Source organism: Pseudomonas sp. SDO5271_S396, assembly GCF_054071795.1.
The window spans coordinates 1-18242 of sequence record NZ_JBSVWB010000030.1; the positions used below are offsets into that span (position 1 = coordinate 1).

The following is an 18242-nucleotide window of genomic DNA, read 5'->3' on the forward strand; positions in this document are numbered from 1 at the left end:
TTCCGAAACCCCATTTGCGAAAGCAGATGGGGTTTTGTTTTGGGCGGGTGAAAAGGCATTTGAGCGTTTTTGTTGCCCGACCTTTCACGCTAAGCGCCCGCCTTTCTATGCAATGGTCTTACGCATGGCTATCATGCGTGCCTCATTGTGAGGCGATACTTGCATGCTGACGTTGTTGAAACTCTTGAAAGACGGTCGATTCCACTCTGGAGAGGCATTGGGTGTCGCCTTGGGCATCAGTCGCAGTGCTGTCTGGAAGCAACTGCAGCACCTGGAGGCCGAATTGAACCTGTCTGTCCATAAGGTTCGAGGGCGGGGATATCAGTTGGCATCGCCATTGGTCTTCTTGAGTGTTGAGGAGATCACCTCGAATGCGCCTACCCTAAGCTGGCCCGTTCATATTTCAGATTCCATTGACTCCACTAATGCTGAAGCGCTGCGCCTTGTCGAGATTGGCTGTGCCGCCCCGCTCCTGGTGCTCGCAGAGCAGCAAACGGCAGGGAGAGGGCGGCGGGGTCGGGCGTGGGTCAGTCCATTCGCACAAAATGTGTATTACAGCCTCGTATTGCGCATCGAGGGTGGACTCAGGCAATTGGAAGGGTTGAGCCTTGTCGTCGGATTGGCTGTCATGCAGGCTCTGCGTGAGTCTGGGGTGCAAGGTGCAGCGCTGAAGTGGCCAAACGACGTTTTGGTTGGCAGGAAAAAAATTGCCGGAATTTTGCTTGAGCTGGTCGGGGATCCAGCGGATATCTGTCACGTTGTCCTGGGGGTTGGGATTAACGTGAATATGCAAAGAACTGCAGACGTTGATCAGCAGTGGACCTCGGTGCAGCTGGAAACTGGTTTGCCTCTTGATCGTAACCTTCTTGTTGCGAGACTTGGCCTGCAACTGCAGCACTATCTGGATCGACATAAGGCCTCCGGTTTTGCGGCGCTCCAAGAGGAGTGGGAGCAGAATCATTTGTGGCAGGGTAAAGCTGTTTCCCTCATAGCAGGGGTTAATCATATTGAGGGCGTGGTCTTGGGCGTCGATCGTCAGGGGGCTTTGCGATTGAGTGTAGAGGGTGTCGAAAAGACGTACAGCGGTGGTGAGTTAAGCCTGAGGTTGCGTGATGATTCTTGAGCTCGACTGTGGGAATAGCTTCATCAAATGGCGCGTGCTTGATTTGACAGCAATCGGCGTTTTTGCAGAAGGCGTTGTCGGTTCGGATGTTGCCCTAATCGATAGCCTGTTGGCGCTGCCCGGCGTCTTGCTGACACGCTGTCGTTTGGTGAGTGTTAGGGCTTCAGAAGAAACGAGCAAGTTGGTGGCGGCCTTGGAGGCGTCTTTTGGGGTTGTCGTGTCCTGCGCTGCGCCCGCGCGCGACATGGCGGGCGTACGCAACGGGTATGAGGAGTTCGAGCGCCTCGGGCTTGATCGCTGGTTGGCAATGCTCGGTGCGTTCAAATTGGCCTCGGGTGCCTGCCTGGTACTTGATTTCGGTACTGCGGCAACGGCCGATTTTATTGCTGCGGATGGTGAGCACCTAGGAGGCTTCATTTGTCCTGGGATGCCGTTGATGCGTAACCAGTTGCGAACTCATACCCGCAAGATACGTTATGACGATGCCGCAGCCGAGCAGGCATTGGCGCGCTTATCGCCAGGTCGTACCACCGTCGAGGCAGTAGAGCGCGGCTGTACGCTCATGCTGAGAGGCTTCGTGCTGACTCAGCTGGAGCTTGCTCGAAGTTACTGGGGTGATGAATTCGTGGTGTTTCTCACTGGCGGGGATGCCGAGCTCGTTTCGGAGGCTGTGCCTCAGGCTCGGCTTGTTCCGGATCTGGTCTTTGTTGGCCTGGCGATGGCGTGCCCTTTGTCCTGAGGTGTTTATGCGTTGGCTGTTTTTGCTTTTGCTGGTCCTCAATGCGTTCTACTACATTTGGCATCAGCAAGAGGCGCCGTTACGGGCAAAGGATGTCACTCCTCTGAGTCTCTACAAGGGCTCGCAGCAAGATATCCGCCTTCTGAGTGAATCATCCGATGCCGTGCAAAAGCGTGACAAGGCCAAGGCTTCTGAGGTGAATACCTGTTTGTATCTGGGTGGTTTTGCGGATCAGCGACAAGCGTTGGTACTAGAGCAGCGTCTGATCAGTCTGGATATAAAGGTCAAGATGCAATTGCTCAATACGCAGGAGGTCTCTGGTTACTGGCTCCGTGTTGCCCCCGAAAGCAGGCGCCTGGCTGAAGATCTGCCCTTTGAAAACCTTGCTAAGGAATTCAATGAGTTAAAACATAAAATAATGTTGTGCGAAGGCGTTGCAACTCTCGATTAGTTTGCATAGAATGGCGCCCGCTTCGCAGTGAAGACCTTTACGGTCAGCGGTGTGAAGCGACGGTCAATGCAGCTAACCTCATATTTTTAAATGAGAAAATGCTTGACAGAAGGTCGGCGTAATGTAAAATGCCGGCTCGCTTAGGAGGGGTTCCCGAGCGGCCAAAGGGATCAGACTGTAAATCTGACGTCTACGACTTCGAAGGTTCGAATCCTTCCCCCTCCACCATTTTAGCGTGAGCTGCAAGCTCCGCGGGTATAGTTTAGTGGTAGAACCTCAGCCTTCCAAGCTGATGATGCGGGTTCGATTCCCGCTACCCGCTCCAAGTTTGCAGGTTGTGCAATGTGTTTCGCTCTTGTAGCTCAGTTGGTAGAGCACACCCTTGGTAAGGGTGAGGTCAGCGGTTCAAATCCGCTCAAGAGCTCCATATAACAAGGCAGATATGAAAATATCTGCCTTTGTTTTAACAGCTGCCTCGGCTTGATGGTGTTGTGCCTGGCTTTGTTGCCGGGTGATTTCAAGTCTCTTGGGGTTGGTTGTTGTAAAGTCTTTTTCAGGCCTGCATAATGGTCGGCCTGATTTGTTTTAGGTCAGTAGCTCAATTGGCAGAGCGACGGTCTCCAAAACCGTAGGTTGGGGGTTCGATTCCCTCCTGACCTGCCAGATTCACGTGGTGTGTCTGGCTTTCTTTTCACAGGATCTTCATAGATGACTCCTAAGGCTGAAGCTCAAAGCTCTCGTTTCGATCTGGTCAAGTGGCTCGCTGTGGTCGCGTTGGTGGTCGTAGGCGTTGTTGGCAATCAGTACTATTCTGCTTCGCCGATCCTGTACCGTGTGCTCGCATTGCTTGTCCTTGCTGCTGTAGCTGCCTTTGTAGGTCTGCAGACTGCTAAAGGCAAGTCTTTCGCGGTCCTGGTAAAGGAAGCGCGCACCGAAATTCGTAAAGTCGTTTGGCCGACTCGCCAAGAAACCACGCAGACCACCCTGATTGTGGTGGCTGTTGTGCTGGTTATGGCGTTGCTGTTGTGGGGTCTTGATTCCCTGCTCGGCTGGCTTGTTTCCTTGATTGTTGGCTAAGGGTGTCCCGTGGCTAAGCGTTGGTACGTTGTGCATGCTTACTCGGGTTACGAGAAGCATGTTATGCGCTCTTTGCTGGAGCGCGTAAAGCTGGCAGGCATGGAAGATGGCTTCGGCGAAATTCTGGTTCCCACTGAAGAAGTGGTCGAAATGCGGAATGGTCAGAAGCGCAAGAGCGAACGTAAGTTCTTTCCAGGGTATGTGCTGGTTCAAATGGACATGAACGAAGGTACTTGGCACTTAGTCAAGGATACCCCTCGTGTCATGGGTTTCATCGGCGGTACCGCTGATAAGCCTGCTCCAATCACCGACAAAGAGGCAGAAGCAATTCTGCGTCGTGTTGCTGATGGTAGCGACAAGCCCAAGCCGAAGACGTTGTTCGAGCCGGGTGAGGTTGTTCGTGTTACAGATGGTCCGTTTGCTGATTTTAACGGTACTGTCGAAGAGGTTAACTACGAAAAGAGCCGGATCCAAGTGGCTGTGCTCATTTTCGGTCGCTCTACTCCGGTAGAGTTGGAATTCAGTCAGGTCGAGAAGGTCTAGCTGAGCAAGCATCCCAACCCCACAGTCCTAGGCTGTGGGGTTTTGTCGTCACTGGGATAAACGCGCAAGTAACCGGGGAGCCTTTCGAGGCGTTTGAACCCGTAATTGGAGTGCCTCATGGCCAAGAAGATTACCGCTTACATCAAGCTGCAAGTGAAGGCCGCTCAGGCCAACCCAAGTCCACCCGTCGGTCCAGCTCTGGGTCAGCACGGCGTGAACATCATGGAATTCTGCAAGGCCTTCAATGCCCGTACTCAGGGTCTTGAGCCAGGTCTGCCGACTCCAGTGATCATCACTGTATACAGCGACCGTAGCTTCACTTTCGAAACCAAGTCGACCCCAGCTTCGGTTCTGCTGAAGAAGGCTGCTGGTTTGACTAGCGGTTCCGCTCGTCCTAACACCGTTAAGGTTGGCACCGTAACTCGTGCTCAGCTGGAAGAAATCGCGAAAACCAAAAACGCGGATCTGACTGCAGCTGATATGGATGCAGCCGTGCGTACCATCGCCGGTTCTGCTCGTAGCATGGGCCTTAACGTGGAGGGTGTGTAATGGCTAAGCTGACCAAGCGCCAAAAGGCTATCGCCAGCAAAATCGAAGCAGGCAAGTCTTACAATTTCGAAGACGCTGCTGCTCTGCTGACCGAGCTGTCGACTGTCAAGTTCAGCGAGTCTGTTGACGTTGCTGTGAACCTGGGCGTAGATCCACGTAAATCCGACCAGGTTGTTCGTAGCGCTACTGTGCTGCCGCACGGCACTGGCAAGACTGTACGTGTTGCTGTCTTCACCCAAGGCCCGGCAGCTGAAGCTGCTCTGGCCGCTGGCGCTGATCGCGTTGGTATGGATGACCTGGCCGCCGAAATGAAAGGCGGCGACCTGAACTATGACGTAGTAATTGCTTCCCCGGATGCAATGCGCGTTGTGGGCCAGCTCGGTCAGATCCTCGGTCCACGTGGTCTGATGCCTAACCCGAAAGTCGGTACCGTAACTCCAGACGTCGCCAACGCAGTTAAAAATGCCAAGGCTGGCCAGGTTCGCTACCGCACCGACAAAAACGGCATCATTCACACCTCCGTTGGCAAAGTCGGTTTCGACGCCGTCAAGCTGAAGGAAAACGTTGAAGCCCTGATCGCTGACCTGAAGCGCATCAAGCCGGCCTCTTCGAAAGGTATCTACGTCAAGCGCGTTACCCTGAGCACCACTATGGGCCCAGGTCTGGTCATCGACCAGGGTTCGCTGAACGTATAAGACACAAATTGGCGCAGCTTTAAATGCGCCAATTGAAAGATTGGGGTCCCTGCCTGGCGGGGGCTATCCAAGACCGTAGGCGGCGAAAGTCTTAAACCTACAGCCTACGCAGATGGTGCTCCCGGTTCCTTACCGAATCAGACACCAAAACGACATCCGGCTCAGGCCTGATGAAACGGTAACAAGCAGGAGTTAAACCCGTGGCAATTAATCTCGAAGACAAGAAGGCCATCGTCGCTGAAGTCAACGAGGCTGCCAAAGTCGCTCTGTCCGCTGTCGTGGCTGATGCCCGTGGCGTAACAGTAGGCGCAATGACCGGACTCCGTAAAGAGGCTCGTGAAGCTGGCGTTTACGTACGCGTTGTACGTAACACCCTGCTCAAGCGCGCTGTTGCTGGCACTGACTACAGTGTTCTCAACGATGCGTTCACCGGCCCGACCCTGATCGCGTTCTCCAATGAACATCCGGGCGCTGCTGCCCGTATTTTCAAAGAGTTCGCCAAGGGTCAGGACAAGTTCGAGATCAAGGCAGCTGCGTTCGAGGGCAAGTTCCTCGCAGCAAACGAAATCGACGTACTGGCAAGCCTGCCGACCCGTGACGAAGCTATCGCGAAACTGATGAGCGTGATTCAAGGCGCTACCAGCAAGCTGGCTCGTACTCTGGCAGCTATTCGCGACCAGAAGGAAGCTTCCGCGGCCTAAGGCCCTGGATTTCCTTTCGCGTATTTTTGTTTATTTCGATAGCCGTACTAGGCTGTCCCCCAATTCAGGAATTGAGTCATGTCTCTGACTAACGAACAAATCATCGAAGCAATCGGCCAGAAAACCGTTCTGGAAGTTGTTGAGCTGATCAAGGCAATGGAAGAAACCTTCGGCGTGACCGCTGCTGTCGCTGCTGCTGGTCCTGCTGCTGCCGCTGCTGTTGTTGAAGAGCAAACCGAGTTCAACGTTGTTCTGGTTGAAGCCGGCGAGAAGAAAGTAAACGTGATCAAGGCAGTTCGTGAACTGACTGGTCTGGGCCTGAAAGAAGCCAAAGAGAAAGTCGACGGCGCTCCTCAGGTTGTAGCTGAAGGCGTTTCGAAAGAAGCCGCTGAAGACGCTAAGAAGAAGCTGGAAGAAGCAGGCGCTAAAGTCGAGCTGAAATAAGCATCGACCTTGTGTCTCCGGCCCAAGCGTTAAGCTGAAGGCTGATGGCTGGTGGCTCTTGCCACCGGCCTTTTTCCGTTCTTGGCTGTCGACTCGGTCGCCGCCAAAAGCGTGTTGTAGCCACCCGATGCGGTGGTGCAAACCAAGGGGTTTGCAAGATTTTCTGGCTGCTCCCGTCGGGAGGGGCCAAACAAGCAGGTGACCAAGCTGGGGAACGCTGATGGCTTACTCATATACTGAGAAAAAACGTATCCGCAAGGACTTTAGCAAGTTGCCGGACGTCATGGATGTCCCGTACCTTCTGGCTATCCAGCTGGATTCGTATCGTGAATTCTTGCAGGCGGGAGCGACCAAAGATCAGTTCCGCGACGTGGGCCTGCATGCGGCCTTCAAATCCGTTTTCCCGATCATCAGCTACTCCGGCAATGCTGCGCTGGAGTACGTCGGTTATCGTCTGGGCGAACCGGCATTTGATGTCAAAGAATGCGTGTTGCGCGGCGTCACGTACGCCGTACCTTTGCGGGTAAAAGTCCGTCTGATCATTTTCGACAAAGAATCGTCGAACAAAGCGATCAAGGACATCAAAGAGCAAGAAGTCTACATGGGTGAAATCCCCCTGATGACTGAAAACGGTACCTTCGTTATCAACGGTACCGAACGCGTTATCGTTTCCCAACTGCACCGTTCCCCGGGCGTGTTCTTCGACCACGACCGCGGCAAGACGCACAGCTCCGGCAAACTCCTGTACTCCGCGCGGATCATTCCATACCGCGGTTCGTGGCTGGACTTCGAGTTCGACCCGAAAGATTGCGTATTCGTACGTATCGACCGTCGCCGCAAACTGCCGGCCTCGGTACTGCTGCGCGCGCTGGGTTACACCACCGAACAAGTGCTGGATGCTTTCTACACCACCAACGTATTCAGCCTGAAGGATGAAACCCTCAAGCTGGAGCTGATCGCTTCGCGTCTGCGTGGTGAAATTGCCGTTCTGGACATCCAGGACGAAAAAGGCAAGGTCATTGTTGAGGCTGGTCGTCGTATCACTGCACGCCACATCAACCAGATCGAAAAGGCCGGTATCAAAGAGCTGGAAGTGCCTCTGGACTACGTCTTGGGTCGCACGACCGCCAAGGCCATCGTTCACCCGGCCACCGGTGAAATCCTGGCTGAATGCAACACCGAGCTGAACACCGAGATCCTGGCAAAAATCGCCAAGGCCCAGGTTGTTCGCATCGAAACGCTGTACACCAACGACATCGACTGCGGTCCGTTCATTTCCGACACGTTGAAGATCGACTCCACCAGCAACCAATTGGAAGCGCTGGTCGAGATCTATCGCATGATGCGTCCTGGTGAGCCACCGACCAAAGATGCGGCCGAGACGTTGTTCAACAACCTGTTCTTCAGCCCTGAGCGTTATGACCTGTCTGCGGTTGGTCGGATGAAGTTCAACCGTCGTATCGGTCGCACCGAAATCGAAGGTTCGGGCGTGCTGAGCAAGGAAGATATCGTCGAGGTTCTGAAGACCCTGGTCGACATCCGTAACGGCAAAGGCATCGTCGACGACATCGACCACCTGGGTAACCGCCGTGTTCGTTGCGTAGGTGAAATGGCCGAGAACCAGTTCCGCGTTGGCCTGGTACGTGTTGAACGTGCGGTCAAAGAGCGTCTGTCGATGGCCGAAAGCGAAGGTCTGATGCCTCAGGACCTGATCAACGCCAAGCCAGTCGCTGCTGCGGTGAAAGAGTTCTTCGGTTCCAGCCAGCTTTCCCAGTTCATGGACCAGAACAACCCGCTCTCCGAGATCACCCACAAGCGCCGTGTTTCGGCACTTGGCCCGGGCGGTTTGACCCGTGAGCGTGCAGGCTTCGAAGTTCGTGACGTACACCCGACTCACTATGGTCGTGTATGCCCGATCGAAACGCCGGAAGGTCCGAACATCGGCCTGATCAACTCCCTGGCGGCCTACGCGCGTACCAACCAGTATGGCTTCCTGGAAAGTCCATACCGTGTGGTTAAAGAAGGTGTGGTCACCGACGACATCGTGTTCCTGTCCGCCATCGAAGAAGCTGATCACGTGATCGCTCAGGCTTCGGCCACGATGAACGACAAGAAAGTCCTGATCGACGAGCTGGTGGCGGTACGTCACCTGAACGAGTTCACCGTCAAGGCGCCGGAAGACGTCACCCTGATGGACGTTTCGCCGAAGCAGGTAGTATCGGTTGCAGCGTCGCTGATTCCGTTTCTCGAGCACGACGACGCCAACCGGGCATTGATGGGTTCCAACATGCAGCGTCAGGCTGTACCAACCCTGCGTGCTGACAAGCCGCTGGTCGGTACCGGCATGGAGCGTAACGTCGCTCGTGACTCCGGCGTTTGCGTCGTGGCTCGTCGTGGCGGCGTGATCGACTCCGTTGACGCAAGCCGTATCGTGGTTCGTGTTGCCGATGACGAAGTTGAAACTGGCGAAGCCGGTGTCGACATCTACAACCTGACCAAGTACACCCGTTCGAACCAGAACACCTGCATCAACCAGCGTCCGCTGGTGAGCAAAGGTGATCGCGTTCAGCGTAGCGATATCATGGCCGACGGCCCGTCCACCGACATGGGTGAACTGGCACTGGGTCAGAACATGCGCATCGCGTTCATGGCATGGAACGGCTTCAACTTCGAAGACTCCATCTGCCTGTCCGAGCGTGTTGTTCAGGAAGACCGTTTCACCACGATCCACATTCAGGAACTGACCTGTGTGGCTCGTGACACCAAGCTTGGCCCAGAGGAAATCACTGCAGACATCCCGAACGTGGGTGAAGCTGCTCTGAACAAGCTGGACGAAGCCGGTATCGTTTACGTCGGCGCCGAAGTTGGCCCGGGCGACATTCTGGTAGGCAAGGTCACTCCAAAAGGTGAGACCCAGCTGACTCCGGAAGAAAAACTGCTGCGTGCAATCTTCGGTGAGAAAGCCAGCGACGTTAAAGACACTTCCCTGCGCGTACCTACCGGTACCAAAGGTACTGTCATCGACGTGCAGGTCTTCACCCGTGATGGCGTTGAGCGCGACAGTCGTGCCCTGTCCATCGAGAAGAGCCAGCTGGACGAGATCCGCAAGGACTTGAACGAAGAGTTCCGCATCGTCGAAGGTGCAACCTTCGAACGTCTGCGCTCCGCACTGGTAGGCCACAAGGCCGAAGGTGGCGCTGGTCTGAAGAAAGGTCAGGACATCACTGACGAAGTGCTCGACGGTCTGGAACACGGTCAGTGGTTCAAGCTGCGCATGGCGGAAGATGCTCTGAACGAGCAGCTCGAGAAGGCTCAGGCCTACATCGTTGATCGCCGTCGCCTGCTGGACGACAAGTTCGAAGACAAGAAGCGCAAACTGCAGCAGGGCGATGACCTGGCTCCAGGCGTGCTGAAAATCGTCAAGGTTTACCTGGCAATCCGTCGCCGCATCCAACCGGGCGACAAGATGGCCGGTCGTCACGGTAACAAAGGTGTGGTCTCTGTGATCATGCCGGTTGAAGACATGCCGCACGATGCCAATGGCACACCGGTGGACGTGGTCCTTAACCCGTTGGGCGTACCTTCGCGTATGAACGTTGGTCAGATCCTTGAAACCCACCTGGGCCTTGCGGCCAAAGGTCTGGGTGAGAAGATCAACCGTATGATCGAAGAGCAGCGCAAGGTTGCAGAACTGCGTAAGTTCCTGACCGAGATCTATAACGAGATCGGCGGTCGCCAAGAGAAGTTGGAAGACTTCTCCGACCAGGAAATCCTGGACTTGGCGAAGAACTTGCGTGGCGGCGTTCCAATGGCTACCCCAGTGTTCGACGGTGCCAAGGAAGTCGAAATCAAGGCCATGCTGAAACTGGCAGACCTGCCAGAAAGCGGCCAGATGCAGCTGTTCGACGGCCGTACCGGCAACAAGTTCGAGCGCCCGGTTACTGTTGGCTACATGTACATGCTGAAGCTGAACCACTTGGTAGACGACAAGATGCACGCTCGTTCTACCGGTTCGTACAGCCTGGTTACCCAGCAGCCGCTGGGTGGTAAGGCTCAGTTCGGTGGTCAGCGTTTCGGGGAGATGGAGGTCTGGGCACTGGAAGCATACGGTGCTGCTTACACTCTGCAAGAAATGCTCACAGTGAAGTCGGACGATGTGAACGGCCGGACCAAGATGTACAAAAACATCGTGGACGGCGATCACCGTATGGAGCCGGGCATGCCCGAGTCCTTCAACGTGTTGATCAAGGAAATTCGTTCCCTCGGCATCGATATCGATCTGGAAACCGAATAACACGTGACGCGAATCGAGAGCGTGGCTGATAAAGCCCGCTCTCTGCTCCGCCAGGAGGAAAGGCCTTGAAAGACCTACTGAATTTGCTGAAAAACCAGGGTCAAGTCGAAGAGTTCGACGCCATCCGTATTGGGTTGGCATCGCCTGAGATGATCCGTTCGTGGTCGTTCGGTGAAGTTAAAAAGCCGGAAACCATCAACTACCGTACGTTCAAGCCTGAGCGTGACGGCCTGTTCTGCGCCAAGATCTTTGGCCCGGTCAAGGACTACGAGTGCCTGTGCGGTAAGTACAAGCGCTTGAAACACCGTGGTGTAATCTGCGAGAAGTGCGGCGTTGAAGTCGCGCTGGCCAAGGTTCGTCGTGAGCGCATGGCGCACATCGAACTGGCTTCGCCGGTTGCCCACATCTGGTTCCTGAAATCGCTGCCGTCCCGTATCGGCTTGCTGATGGACATGACCCTGCGTGATATCGAACGCGTTCTCTACTTCGAGAGCTATGTCGTTATCGATCCAGGCATGACCACCCTTGAAAAAGGTCAGTTGCTGAACGACGAGCAGTACTTCGAAGCGCTGGAAGAATTCGGTGACGATTTCGACGCCCGCATGGGTGCCGAAGCTGTCCGCGAACTGCTGCACGCGATCGATCTGGAGCACGAGATTGGCCGTCTGCGTGAAGAAATTCCGCAAACCAACTCCGAAACCAAGATCAAGAAACTGTCCAAGCGTCTGAAGTTGATGGAAGCCTTCCAGGGTTCCGGCAACCTGCCAGAGTGGATGGTGCTGACCGTTCTGCCGGTTCTGCCGCCAGACCTGCGTCCGCTGGTGCCGTTGGATGGTGGTCGTTTCGCGACGTCTGACCTCAACGACCTGTACCGCCGCGTGATCAACCGTAACAACCGTTTGAAGCGTCTGCTCGACCTGTCCGCTCCGGATATCATCGTGCGCAACGAAAAGCGTATGTTGCAGGAAGCGGTCGACGCCTTGCTCGACAACGGTCGTCGTGGCCGTGCTATCACCGGTTCCAACAAGCGTCCTCTGAAATCCCTGGCCGACATGATCAAGGGTAAGCAAGGCCGTTTCCGTCAGAACTTGCTCGGTAAGCGTGTTGACTACTCCGGTCGTTCGGTAATTACCGTGGGCCCGACCCTGCGTCTGCATCAGTGCGGTCTGCCGAAGAAGATGGCTCTGGAACTGTTCAAACCGTTCATTTTCGGCAAGCTCGAAATGCGCGGTCTGGCGACCACCATCAAAGCGGCCAAGAAAATGGTCGAGCGCGAACTGCCAGAGGTTTGGGACGTTCTCGCTGAAGTGATCCGTGAACACCCGGTTCTCCTCAACCGTGCACCGACCCTTCACCGTCTGGGTATCCAGGCGTTTGAGCCGGTACTGATCGAAGGTAAGGCTATCCAGCTGCACCCTCTGGTCTGTGCTGCGTACAACGCCGACTTCGACGGCGACCAAATGGCCGTGCACGTACCGCTGACACTGGAAGCCCAGCTGGAAGCGCGTGCGTTGATGATGTCGACCAACAACATTCTGTCGCCAGCCAACGGTGAGCCAATCATCGTTCCGTCGCAGGACGTTGTATTGGGTCTGTACTACATGACTCGTGAAGCGATCAACGCCAAGGGCGAAGGTCGTGTTTTCGCTGACCTGCAAGAAGTTGACCGTGTGTTCCGTGCCGGCGAAGCCGCACTGCACGCCAAGGTCAAAGTGCGGATCAACGAAACCGTCAACGACCGTGATGGTGGCAGCGTGACCAACACCCGTATCGTCGACACCACTGTCGGCCGTGCGCTGTTGTATCAAGTTGTGCCAAAAGGTCTGTCGTACGACGTCGTCAACCTGCCGATGAAGAAAAAAGCGATCTCCAAGCTGATCAACCAGTGCTACCGCGTGGTGGGTTTGAAAGAGACCGTGATCTTCGCTGACCAGTTGATGTACACCGGTTTTGCCTACTCGACCATTTCCGGTGTTTCCATCGGTGTTAACGACTTCGTTATCCCTGACGAGAAAGCCCGCATCATCGGTACCGCTACCGACGAAGTGAAGGAAATCGAGAGTCAGTATGCCTCCGGCCTGGTAACCCAGGGCGAGAAGTACAACAAGGTGATCGACCTGTGGTCCAAGGCCAACGACGAAGTGTCCAAGGCGATGATGGCCAACCTTTCGAAAGAAAAGGTTGTCGATCGTCATGGCGAGACCGTTGACCAGGAATCCTTCAACTCGATGTACATGATGGCTGACTCGGGTGCGCGGGGTTCTGCTGCACAGATTCGCCAGCTGGCTGGTATGCGTGGCCTGATGGCCAAGCCGGACGGCTCCATCATCGAAACGCCGATTACTGCGAACTTCCGTGAAGGTTTGAGCGTACTCCAGTACTTCATCTCCACTCACGGTGCTCGTAAAGGTCTGGCGGATACCGCGTTGAAAACCGCGAACTCCGGTTACCTGACGCGTCGTCTGGTAGACGTTGCACAAGATCTGGTTGTAACCGAGATCGACTGCGGCACCGAGCACGGCCTGCTGATGACTCCGCATATTGAAGGCGGCGACGTTGTAGAGCCTCTGGGTGAGCGTGTACTGGGTCGTGTTATTGCCCGTGATGTATTCAAGCCAGGTACCGAAGACGTCATCGTTCCCGCCGGCACTCTGGTTGACGAGAAGTGGGTCGAGTTCATCGAGCTCAACAGCATTGACGAAGTGATCGTTCGCTCGCCGATCAGCTGTGAAACCCGCTATGGCATCTGCGCCAAGTGCTACGGCCGTGATCTGGCACGTGGTCACCTGGTGAACATCGGTGAAGCTGTCGGCGTTATCGCCGCTCAGTCCATCGGTGAGCCAGGTACCCAGCTGACGATGCGTACGTTCCACATCGGTGGTGCGGCAAGCCGGACCTCCGCGGCCGACAGCGTTCAGGTGAAGAATGGCGGTACTGTCCGTCTGCATAACCTGAAGCACGTTGAGCGAGTGGATGGTCACCTGGTAGCTGTGTCCCGTTCCGGTGAGTTGGCCATCGCTGATGACTTCGGTCGTGAGCGCGAGCGCTACAAGCTGCCGTACGGTGCTGTGATTTCGGTTAAAGAGGGTGACAAGGTCGACGCTGGCGCAATCGTGGCCAAGTGGGATCCGCACACTCACCCGATCGTTACTGAAATGAAAGGTACCGTGACCTACGTGGGCATGGAAGAAGGCATCACGATCAAGCGTCAGACTGACGAATTGACCGGTATGACCAACATTGAAGTGCTCGACGTGAAGGATCGTCCAGCTGCCGGTAAGGACATCCGTCCTGCCGTGAAGATGGTCGATGCCAACGGCAAGGATCTGTTGCTGCCAGGTACTGACGTGCCGGCTCAATACTTCCTGCCAGCCAACGCCCTGGTCGGCGTGGCGGACGGTGCGCAGATCGCGATCGGTGATGTTATCGCTCGTATTCCGCAAGAAACTTCGAAGACCCGTGACATCACCGGTGGTCTGCCGCGTGTTGCCGACCTGTTCGAAGCCCGTCGTCCGAAAGAAGCGTCGATTCTGGCTGAAGTCAGCGGCACCATCGCGTTCGGTAAAGAGACCAAGGGCAAGCGCCGTCTGGTCATCACTCCGAACGACGGTAGCGATCCGTACGAAGAGCTGATTCCGAAGTGGCGTCACCTGAACGTGTTCGAAGGTGAGCAGGTTAACCGCGGCGAAGTTATCTCCGACGGTCCGAGCGATCCACACGACATCCTGCGTTTGCTGGGTGTGAGTGCGCTGGCCAAGTACATCGTCAACGAGATTCAGGACGTTTACCGTCTGCAAGGCGTGAAGATCAACGACAAGCACATCGAGACCATCCTGCGTCAGATGCTGCGTAAAGTTGAGATCTCCGAGTCCGGCGACTCCAGCTTCATCAAGGGCGACCAGATGGAGTTGACTCAGGTGCTGGTAGAAAACGAGCGTCTGGGCGGTGAAGACAAGTTCGTCTCCAAGTTCACGCGTGTACTGCTGGGTATCACCAAGGCGTCGTTGTCGACCGAATCGTTCATCTCGGCGGCCTCCTTCCAGGAGACCACTCGCGTACTGACCGAAGCGGCGGTGACCGGTAAGCGTGACTACCTGCGTGGCCTGAAAGAAAACGTGGTCGTGGGTCGTTTGATCCCGGCTGGTACCGGTTTGGCCTACCACAGCGAGCGCAAGCGTCGCCGTGATGCAGACAAGCCGTTGCGCGTAAGCGCCAGTGAAGTGGAAGCTGCACTGACCGAAGCGCTGAACTCGAGCGGTAACTGAGTTCTGCGATAAATAAGATCGGGCCCTGACAGCCCCCGCTCGTCGGAACAAAGTATTCGTACTTTGATCTGGCGAGAGGGGAGGTCGGGGCCTTGTCTTGACTGGGGGCAAGATCCTCTTTAGACTCTTGTACCCCTAAATTTGGCGGGAATGCGTTCCTGCCATTTTGCTTTTCTTGTAAGACAATAGCGTCGCAAGACAACAGTGGAGCTAGTAGATGGCAACTATCAACCAGCTGGTACGTCAGCCGCGTAAGCGTATCGTCGAGAAATCCGACGTGCCTGCGCTGCAGAACTGCCCGCAACGTCGTGGCGTGTGCACCCGTGTGTACACCACTACGCCGAAAAAACCTAACTCGGCACTGCGTAAAGTATGCCGTGTGCGTCTGACCAACGGTTTCGAGGTTTCCTCGTACATCGGTGGTGAAGGCCACAACCTGCAAGAGCACAGCGTGGTTCTGATTCGTGGCGGTCGTGTAAAAGACTTGCCAGGTGTTCGTTACCACACCGTTCGCGGCTCCTTGGATACTTCCGGCGTTAAAGGCCGTAACCAGGGTCGTTCGAAGTACGGTACCAAGCGTCCGAAGTAATCGGCTGCTTTGCAGATTTTCATTTTATTGAGTCGATAAGAGTAAGGTCGGGCACGCATCCGCAGGGATCTGTTCCGAACTAACCTGAAGACCGTTTGAGGGCTTATCAATGCCAAGACGTCGCGTAGCAGCAAAGCGTGAGATTCTGGACGATCCGAAATACGGAAGCCAAATCCTCGCCAAATTCATGAACCACGTTATGGAAAGCGGCAAGAAAGCCGTTGCCGAGCGTATCGTTTATGGTGCCCTGGAAACTGTAGCGACCCGTAAGGCCGGTACCGATCCCCTGGAACTCTTCGAAAAAGCACTCGACGCCATCGCTCCGCTGGTCGAAGTGAAGTCGCGCCGCGTTGGTGGTGCTACTTACCAGGTTCCGGTTGAAGTTCGTCCTTCCCGTCGTAACGCTCTGGCAATGCGCTGGCTGGTAGACTTCGCCCGCAAGCGTGGCGAGAAGTCCATGGCTCTGCGTTTGGCTGGCGAACTGCTGGATGCTGCTGAAGGTAAAGGTGCTGCTGTTAAGAAGCGTGAAGACGTGCACCGTATGGCTGAAGCTAACAAAGCTTTCTCGCACTACCGCTTCTAAATTCAGCGTTACTCAATTTGCGAGGGCTTTATGGCTCGTACTACTGCAATCAACCGCTACCGTAACATTGGTATCTGTGCCCACGTTGACGCGGGCAAGACCACCACTACCGAGCGGATCCTGTTCTACACAGGTCTCAGCCACAAAATGGGTGAGGTTCATGACGGCGCTGCTACCACCGACTGGATGGTGCAGGAGCAGGAGCGTGGTATCACCATTACTTCCGCTGCCGTTACCACGTTCTGGAAGGGTTCGGTCGGTCAATACGATAACTATCGTGTGAACGTGATCGACACGCCGGGCCACGTAGACTTCACCATTGAAGTAGAGCGCTCCCTGCGCGTACTCGACGGCGCGGTCGTTGTGTTCTGTGGTACTTCCGGTGTTGAGCCGCAGTCCGAAACCGTATGGCGTCAAGCCAACAAGTACGGCGTTCCACGTGTTGTTTACGTGAACAAGATGGACCGTGCGGGTGCCGATTTCCTGCGCGTAGTAGGTCAGATCAAAAACCGTCTGGGTCATACCCCGGTTCCTGTTCAGTTGGCTATCGGCTCGGAAGAAAACTTCCAGGGTCAGGTCGACCTGATCAAGATGAAAGCCATCTACTGGAACGATGACGACAAGGGCACCACTTATCGCGAGGAAGAAATTCCTGCTGATATGCTGAGTCTGGCTGAAGAGTGGCGCGCCAATATGGTGGAAGCTGCTGCGGAAGCCAACGAAGAGCTGATGAACAAGTACCTTGAAGAAGGTGAGCTGTCCGTCGAAGAGATCAAGGCAGGCCTGCGTGCGCGCACCCTGGCCAGCGAGATCGTTCCGGCTGTCTGCGGCTCTTCCTTCAAGAACAAGGGTGTTCCTCTGGTTCTCGATGCCGTTATCGACTATCTGCCTGCTCCGACCGAGATCCCGGCGATCAAGGGTATTCACCCGGATCTGATCGATAAACCGAAGGAGGAAGTCACTCCAGAGGAATACGACGAGCGTCATGCTGACGACAATGAGCCGTTCTCGGCTCTGGCCTTCAAGATTGCCACCGACCCGTTCGTTGGTACTCTGACTTTCGTTCGCGTTTACTCGGGCTTCCTGAGTTCCGGTGACTCTGTCATCAACTCGGTCAAAGGCAAGAAAGAGCGCGTTGGCCGTATGGTTCAGATGCACGCCAACCAACGTGAAGAGATCAAGGAAGTACGTGCAGGCGACATCGCTGCTCTGATCGGTATGAAGGACGTCACCACTGGTGACACCCTGTGCAATGCCGACAAGCCGATTATCCTTGAGCGTATGGACTTCCCTGAGCCTGTGATTTCGCTCTCCGTAGAGCCGAAAACCAAGCAGGACCAGGAAAAGATGGGTATCGCACTGGGCAAGCTTGCTCAAGAAGACCCGTCGTTCCGCGTCAAGACCGATGAAGAAACCGGCCAGACCATCATTTCCGGTATGGGCGAGCTTCACCTGGATATCCTTGTTGACCGCATGAAGCGCGAGTTCAACGTGGAAGCCAACATTGGTAAGCCTCAGGTTTCGTACCGTGAGAAGATCACCAAGGACAACGTCGAAATCGAAGGTAAGTTCGTTCGTCAGTCCGGTGGTCGCGGTCAGTTCGGTCACTGCTGGATTCGCTTCTCGCAGCCTGCAGTGGACGATAAAGGCAACATTACCGAAGGCCTGGAGTTCACAAACGAGGTCGTAGGTGGTGTGGTTCCTAAGGAATACATCCCGGCAATCCAGAAGGGTATCGAAGAGCAGATGAAGAACGGCGTTGTTGCCGGCTATCCGCTGATCGGCCTGAAGGCTACCGTGTTTGATGGTTCCTACCACGACGTCGACTCCAACGAGATGGCGTTCAAGGTGGCAGCTTCCATGGCGACCAAGCAGCTGGCCTCCAAAGGCGGCGGTGTTGTGCTTGAGCCGATCATGAAGGTTGAAGTGGTAACCCCTGAAGACTACATGGGTGACGTGATGGGTGACCTGAACCGTCGTCGTGGTCTGATCCAGGGTATGGAAGACTCGGTCTCCGGCAAAGTAATTCGTGCCGAAGTTCCGCTGGGTGAAATGTTCGGTTATGCGACCGACGTTCGTTCCATGTCCCAGGGTCGCGCGAGCTACTCTATGGAGTTCTCCAAATACGCTGAAGCTCCGTCGAATATCGTCGAAGCACTCGTTAAAAAACAAGGCTAATCCCCTTTAGG

14 protein-coding genes and 4 tRNA genes are annotated in these 18242 nt (G+C 55.3%); all 18 read left to right on the forward strand.

Annotated features, from left to right (window positions below; translation table 11 throughout):
* Nucleotides 1-163: 163 nt before the first annotated feature.
* The 18 genes from birA to fusA all read left to right on the forward strand — a co-directional run bounded on the left by birA (nt 164) and on the right by fusA (nt 18231).
* Nucleotides 164-1123, forward strand: coding sequence for a bifunctional biotin--[acetyl-CoA-carboxylase] ligase/biotin operon repressor BirA (gene birA, locus ACW9IN_RS19415; RefSeq protein ID WP_457367412.1), 960 nt, complete (start codon nt 164-166; stop codon nt 1121-1123).
* Nucleotides 1113-1862 (forward strand): pantothenate kinase, encoded by a 750-nt coding sequence (locus ACW9IN_RS19420; RefSeq protein WP_457367413.1) that lies wholly within the window; start codon nt 1113-1115, stop codon nt 1860-1862. The genes birA and ACW9IN_RS19420 overlap by 11 nt, the downstream gene beginning before the upstream one ends.
* Nucleotides 1863-1869: 7 nt before the next feature.
* Nucleotides 1870-2313 carry a hypothetical protein gene (locus tag ACW9IN_RS19425; protein WP_457367414.1) on the forward strand — a complete coding sequence of 148 codons (444 nt, stop codon included), beginning with the start codon at nt 1870-1872 and terminating at the stop codon, nt 2311-2313.
* A 143-nt stretch (nt 2314-2456) separates the two neighbouring features.
* Nucleotides 2457-2541 (forward strand) — tRNA-Tyr (locus ACW9IN_RS19430).
* Nucleotides 2542-2564: 23 nt separating this feature from the next.
* Nucleotides 2565-2638, forward strand: a tRNA-Gly gene (locus ACW9IN_RS19435).
* A gap of 26 nt (nt 2639-2664) precedes the next feature.
* Nucleotides 2665-2740: transfer RNA gene (locus tag ACW9IN_RS19440), tRNA-Thr, on the forward strand.
* Nucleotides 2741-2900: 160 nt separating this feature from the next.
* Nucleotides 2901-2976, forward strand: a tRNA-Trp gene (locus tag ACW9IN_RS19445).
* Nucleotides 2977-3021: 45 nt separating this feature from the next.
* Entirely contained in the window at nt 3022-3390 is a 369-nt protein-coding gene (gene secE, locus ACW9IN_RS19450; RefSeq protein ID WP_025857211.1) for a preprotein translocase subunit SecE, read from the forward strand.
* 9 nt (nt 3391-3399) lie between these two features.
* Nucleotides 3400-3933: a transcription termination/antitermination protein NusG gene (gene nusG, locus ACW9IN_RS19455; protein ID WP_003176436.1), complete on the forward strand. Its 534-nt coding sequence runs from the start codon at nt 3400-3402 to the stop codon at nt 3931-3933.
* Nucleotides 3934-4050: 117 nt separating this feature from the next.
* Nucleotides 4051-4482 carry a 50S ribosomal protein L11 gene (rplK, locus tag ACW9IN_RS19460; protein ID WP_003176435.1) on the forward strand — a complete coding sequence of 144 codons (432 nt, stop codon included), beginning with the start codon at nt 4051-4053 and terminating at the stop codon, nt 4480-4482.
* The gene (gene rplA, locus ACW9IN_RS19465; RefSeq protein ID WP_457367415.1) at nt 4482-5177 is read left to right on the forward strand and encodes a 50S ribosomal protein L1; all 696 of its coding nucleotides are present in this window, start codon (nt 4482-4484) and stop codon (nt 5175-5177) included. The genes rplK and rplA overlap by 1 nt, the downstream gene beginning before the upstream one ends.
* 200 nt (nt 5178-5377) lie before the next feature.
* Nucleotides 5378-5878, forward strand: coding sequence for a 50S ribosomal protein L10 (rplJ, locus tag ACW9IN_RS19470; RefSeq protein WP_457367416.1), 501 nt, complete (start codon nt 5378-5380; stop codon nt 5876-5878).
* Nucleotides 5879-5956: 78 nt separating this feature from the next.
* The gene (gene rplL / locus ACW9IN_RS19475) at nt 5957-6322 is read left to right on the forward strand and encodes a 50S ribosomal protein L7/L12 (protein WP_007957596.1); all 366 of its coding nucleotides are present in this window, start codon (nt 5957-5959) and stop codon (nt 6320-6322) included.
* A 220-nt stretch (nt 6323-6542) separates the two neighbouring features.
* Complete coding sequence (gene rpoB, locus ACW9IN_RS19480; protein ID WP_457367417.1) at nt 6543-10616, forward strand: DNA-directed RNA polymerase subunit beta; 4074 nt, start codon at nt 6543-6545, stop codon at nt 10614-10616.
* Nucleotides 10617-10681: 65 nt separating this feature from the next.
* Nucleotides 10682-14881 (forward strand): DNA-directed RNA polymerase subunit beta', encoded by a 4200-nt coding sequence (rpoC, locus tag ACW9IN_RS19485; protein WP_457367418.1) that lies wholly within the window; start codon nt 10682-10684, stop codon nt 14879-14881.
* A gap of 217 nt (nt 14882-15098) precedes the next feature.
* Nucleotides 15099-15470, forward strand: a complete 372-nt coding sequence (gene rpsL / locus ACW9IN_RS19490; protein ID WP_003186084.1) for a 30S ribosomal protein S12 — start codon at nt 15099-15101, stop codon at nt 15468-15470.
* Between the two features lie 109 nt (nt 15471-15579).
* Nucleotides 15580-16053 (forward strand): 30S ribosomal protein S7, encoded by a 474-nt coding sequence (gene rpsG / locus ACW9IN_RS19495; protein ID WP_007916467.1) that lies wholly within the window; start codon nt 15580-15582, stop codon nt 16051-16053.
* Between the two features lie 30 nt (nt 16054-16083).
* Nucleotides 16084-18231, forward strand: coding sequence for an elongation factor G (fusA, locus tag ACW9IN_RS19500; RefSeq protein ID WP_457367419.1), 2148 nt, complete (start codon nt 16084-16086; stop codon nt 18229-18231).
* Nucleotides 18232-18242: the final 11 nt, after the last annotated feature.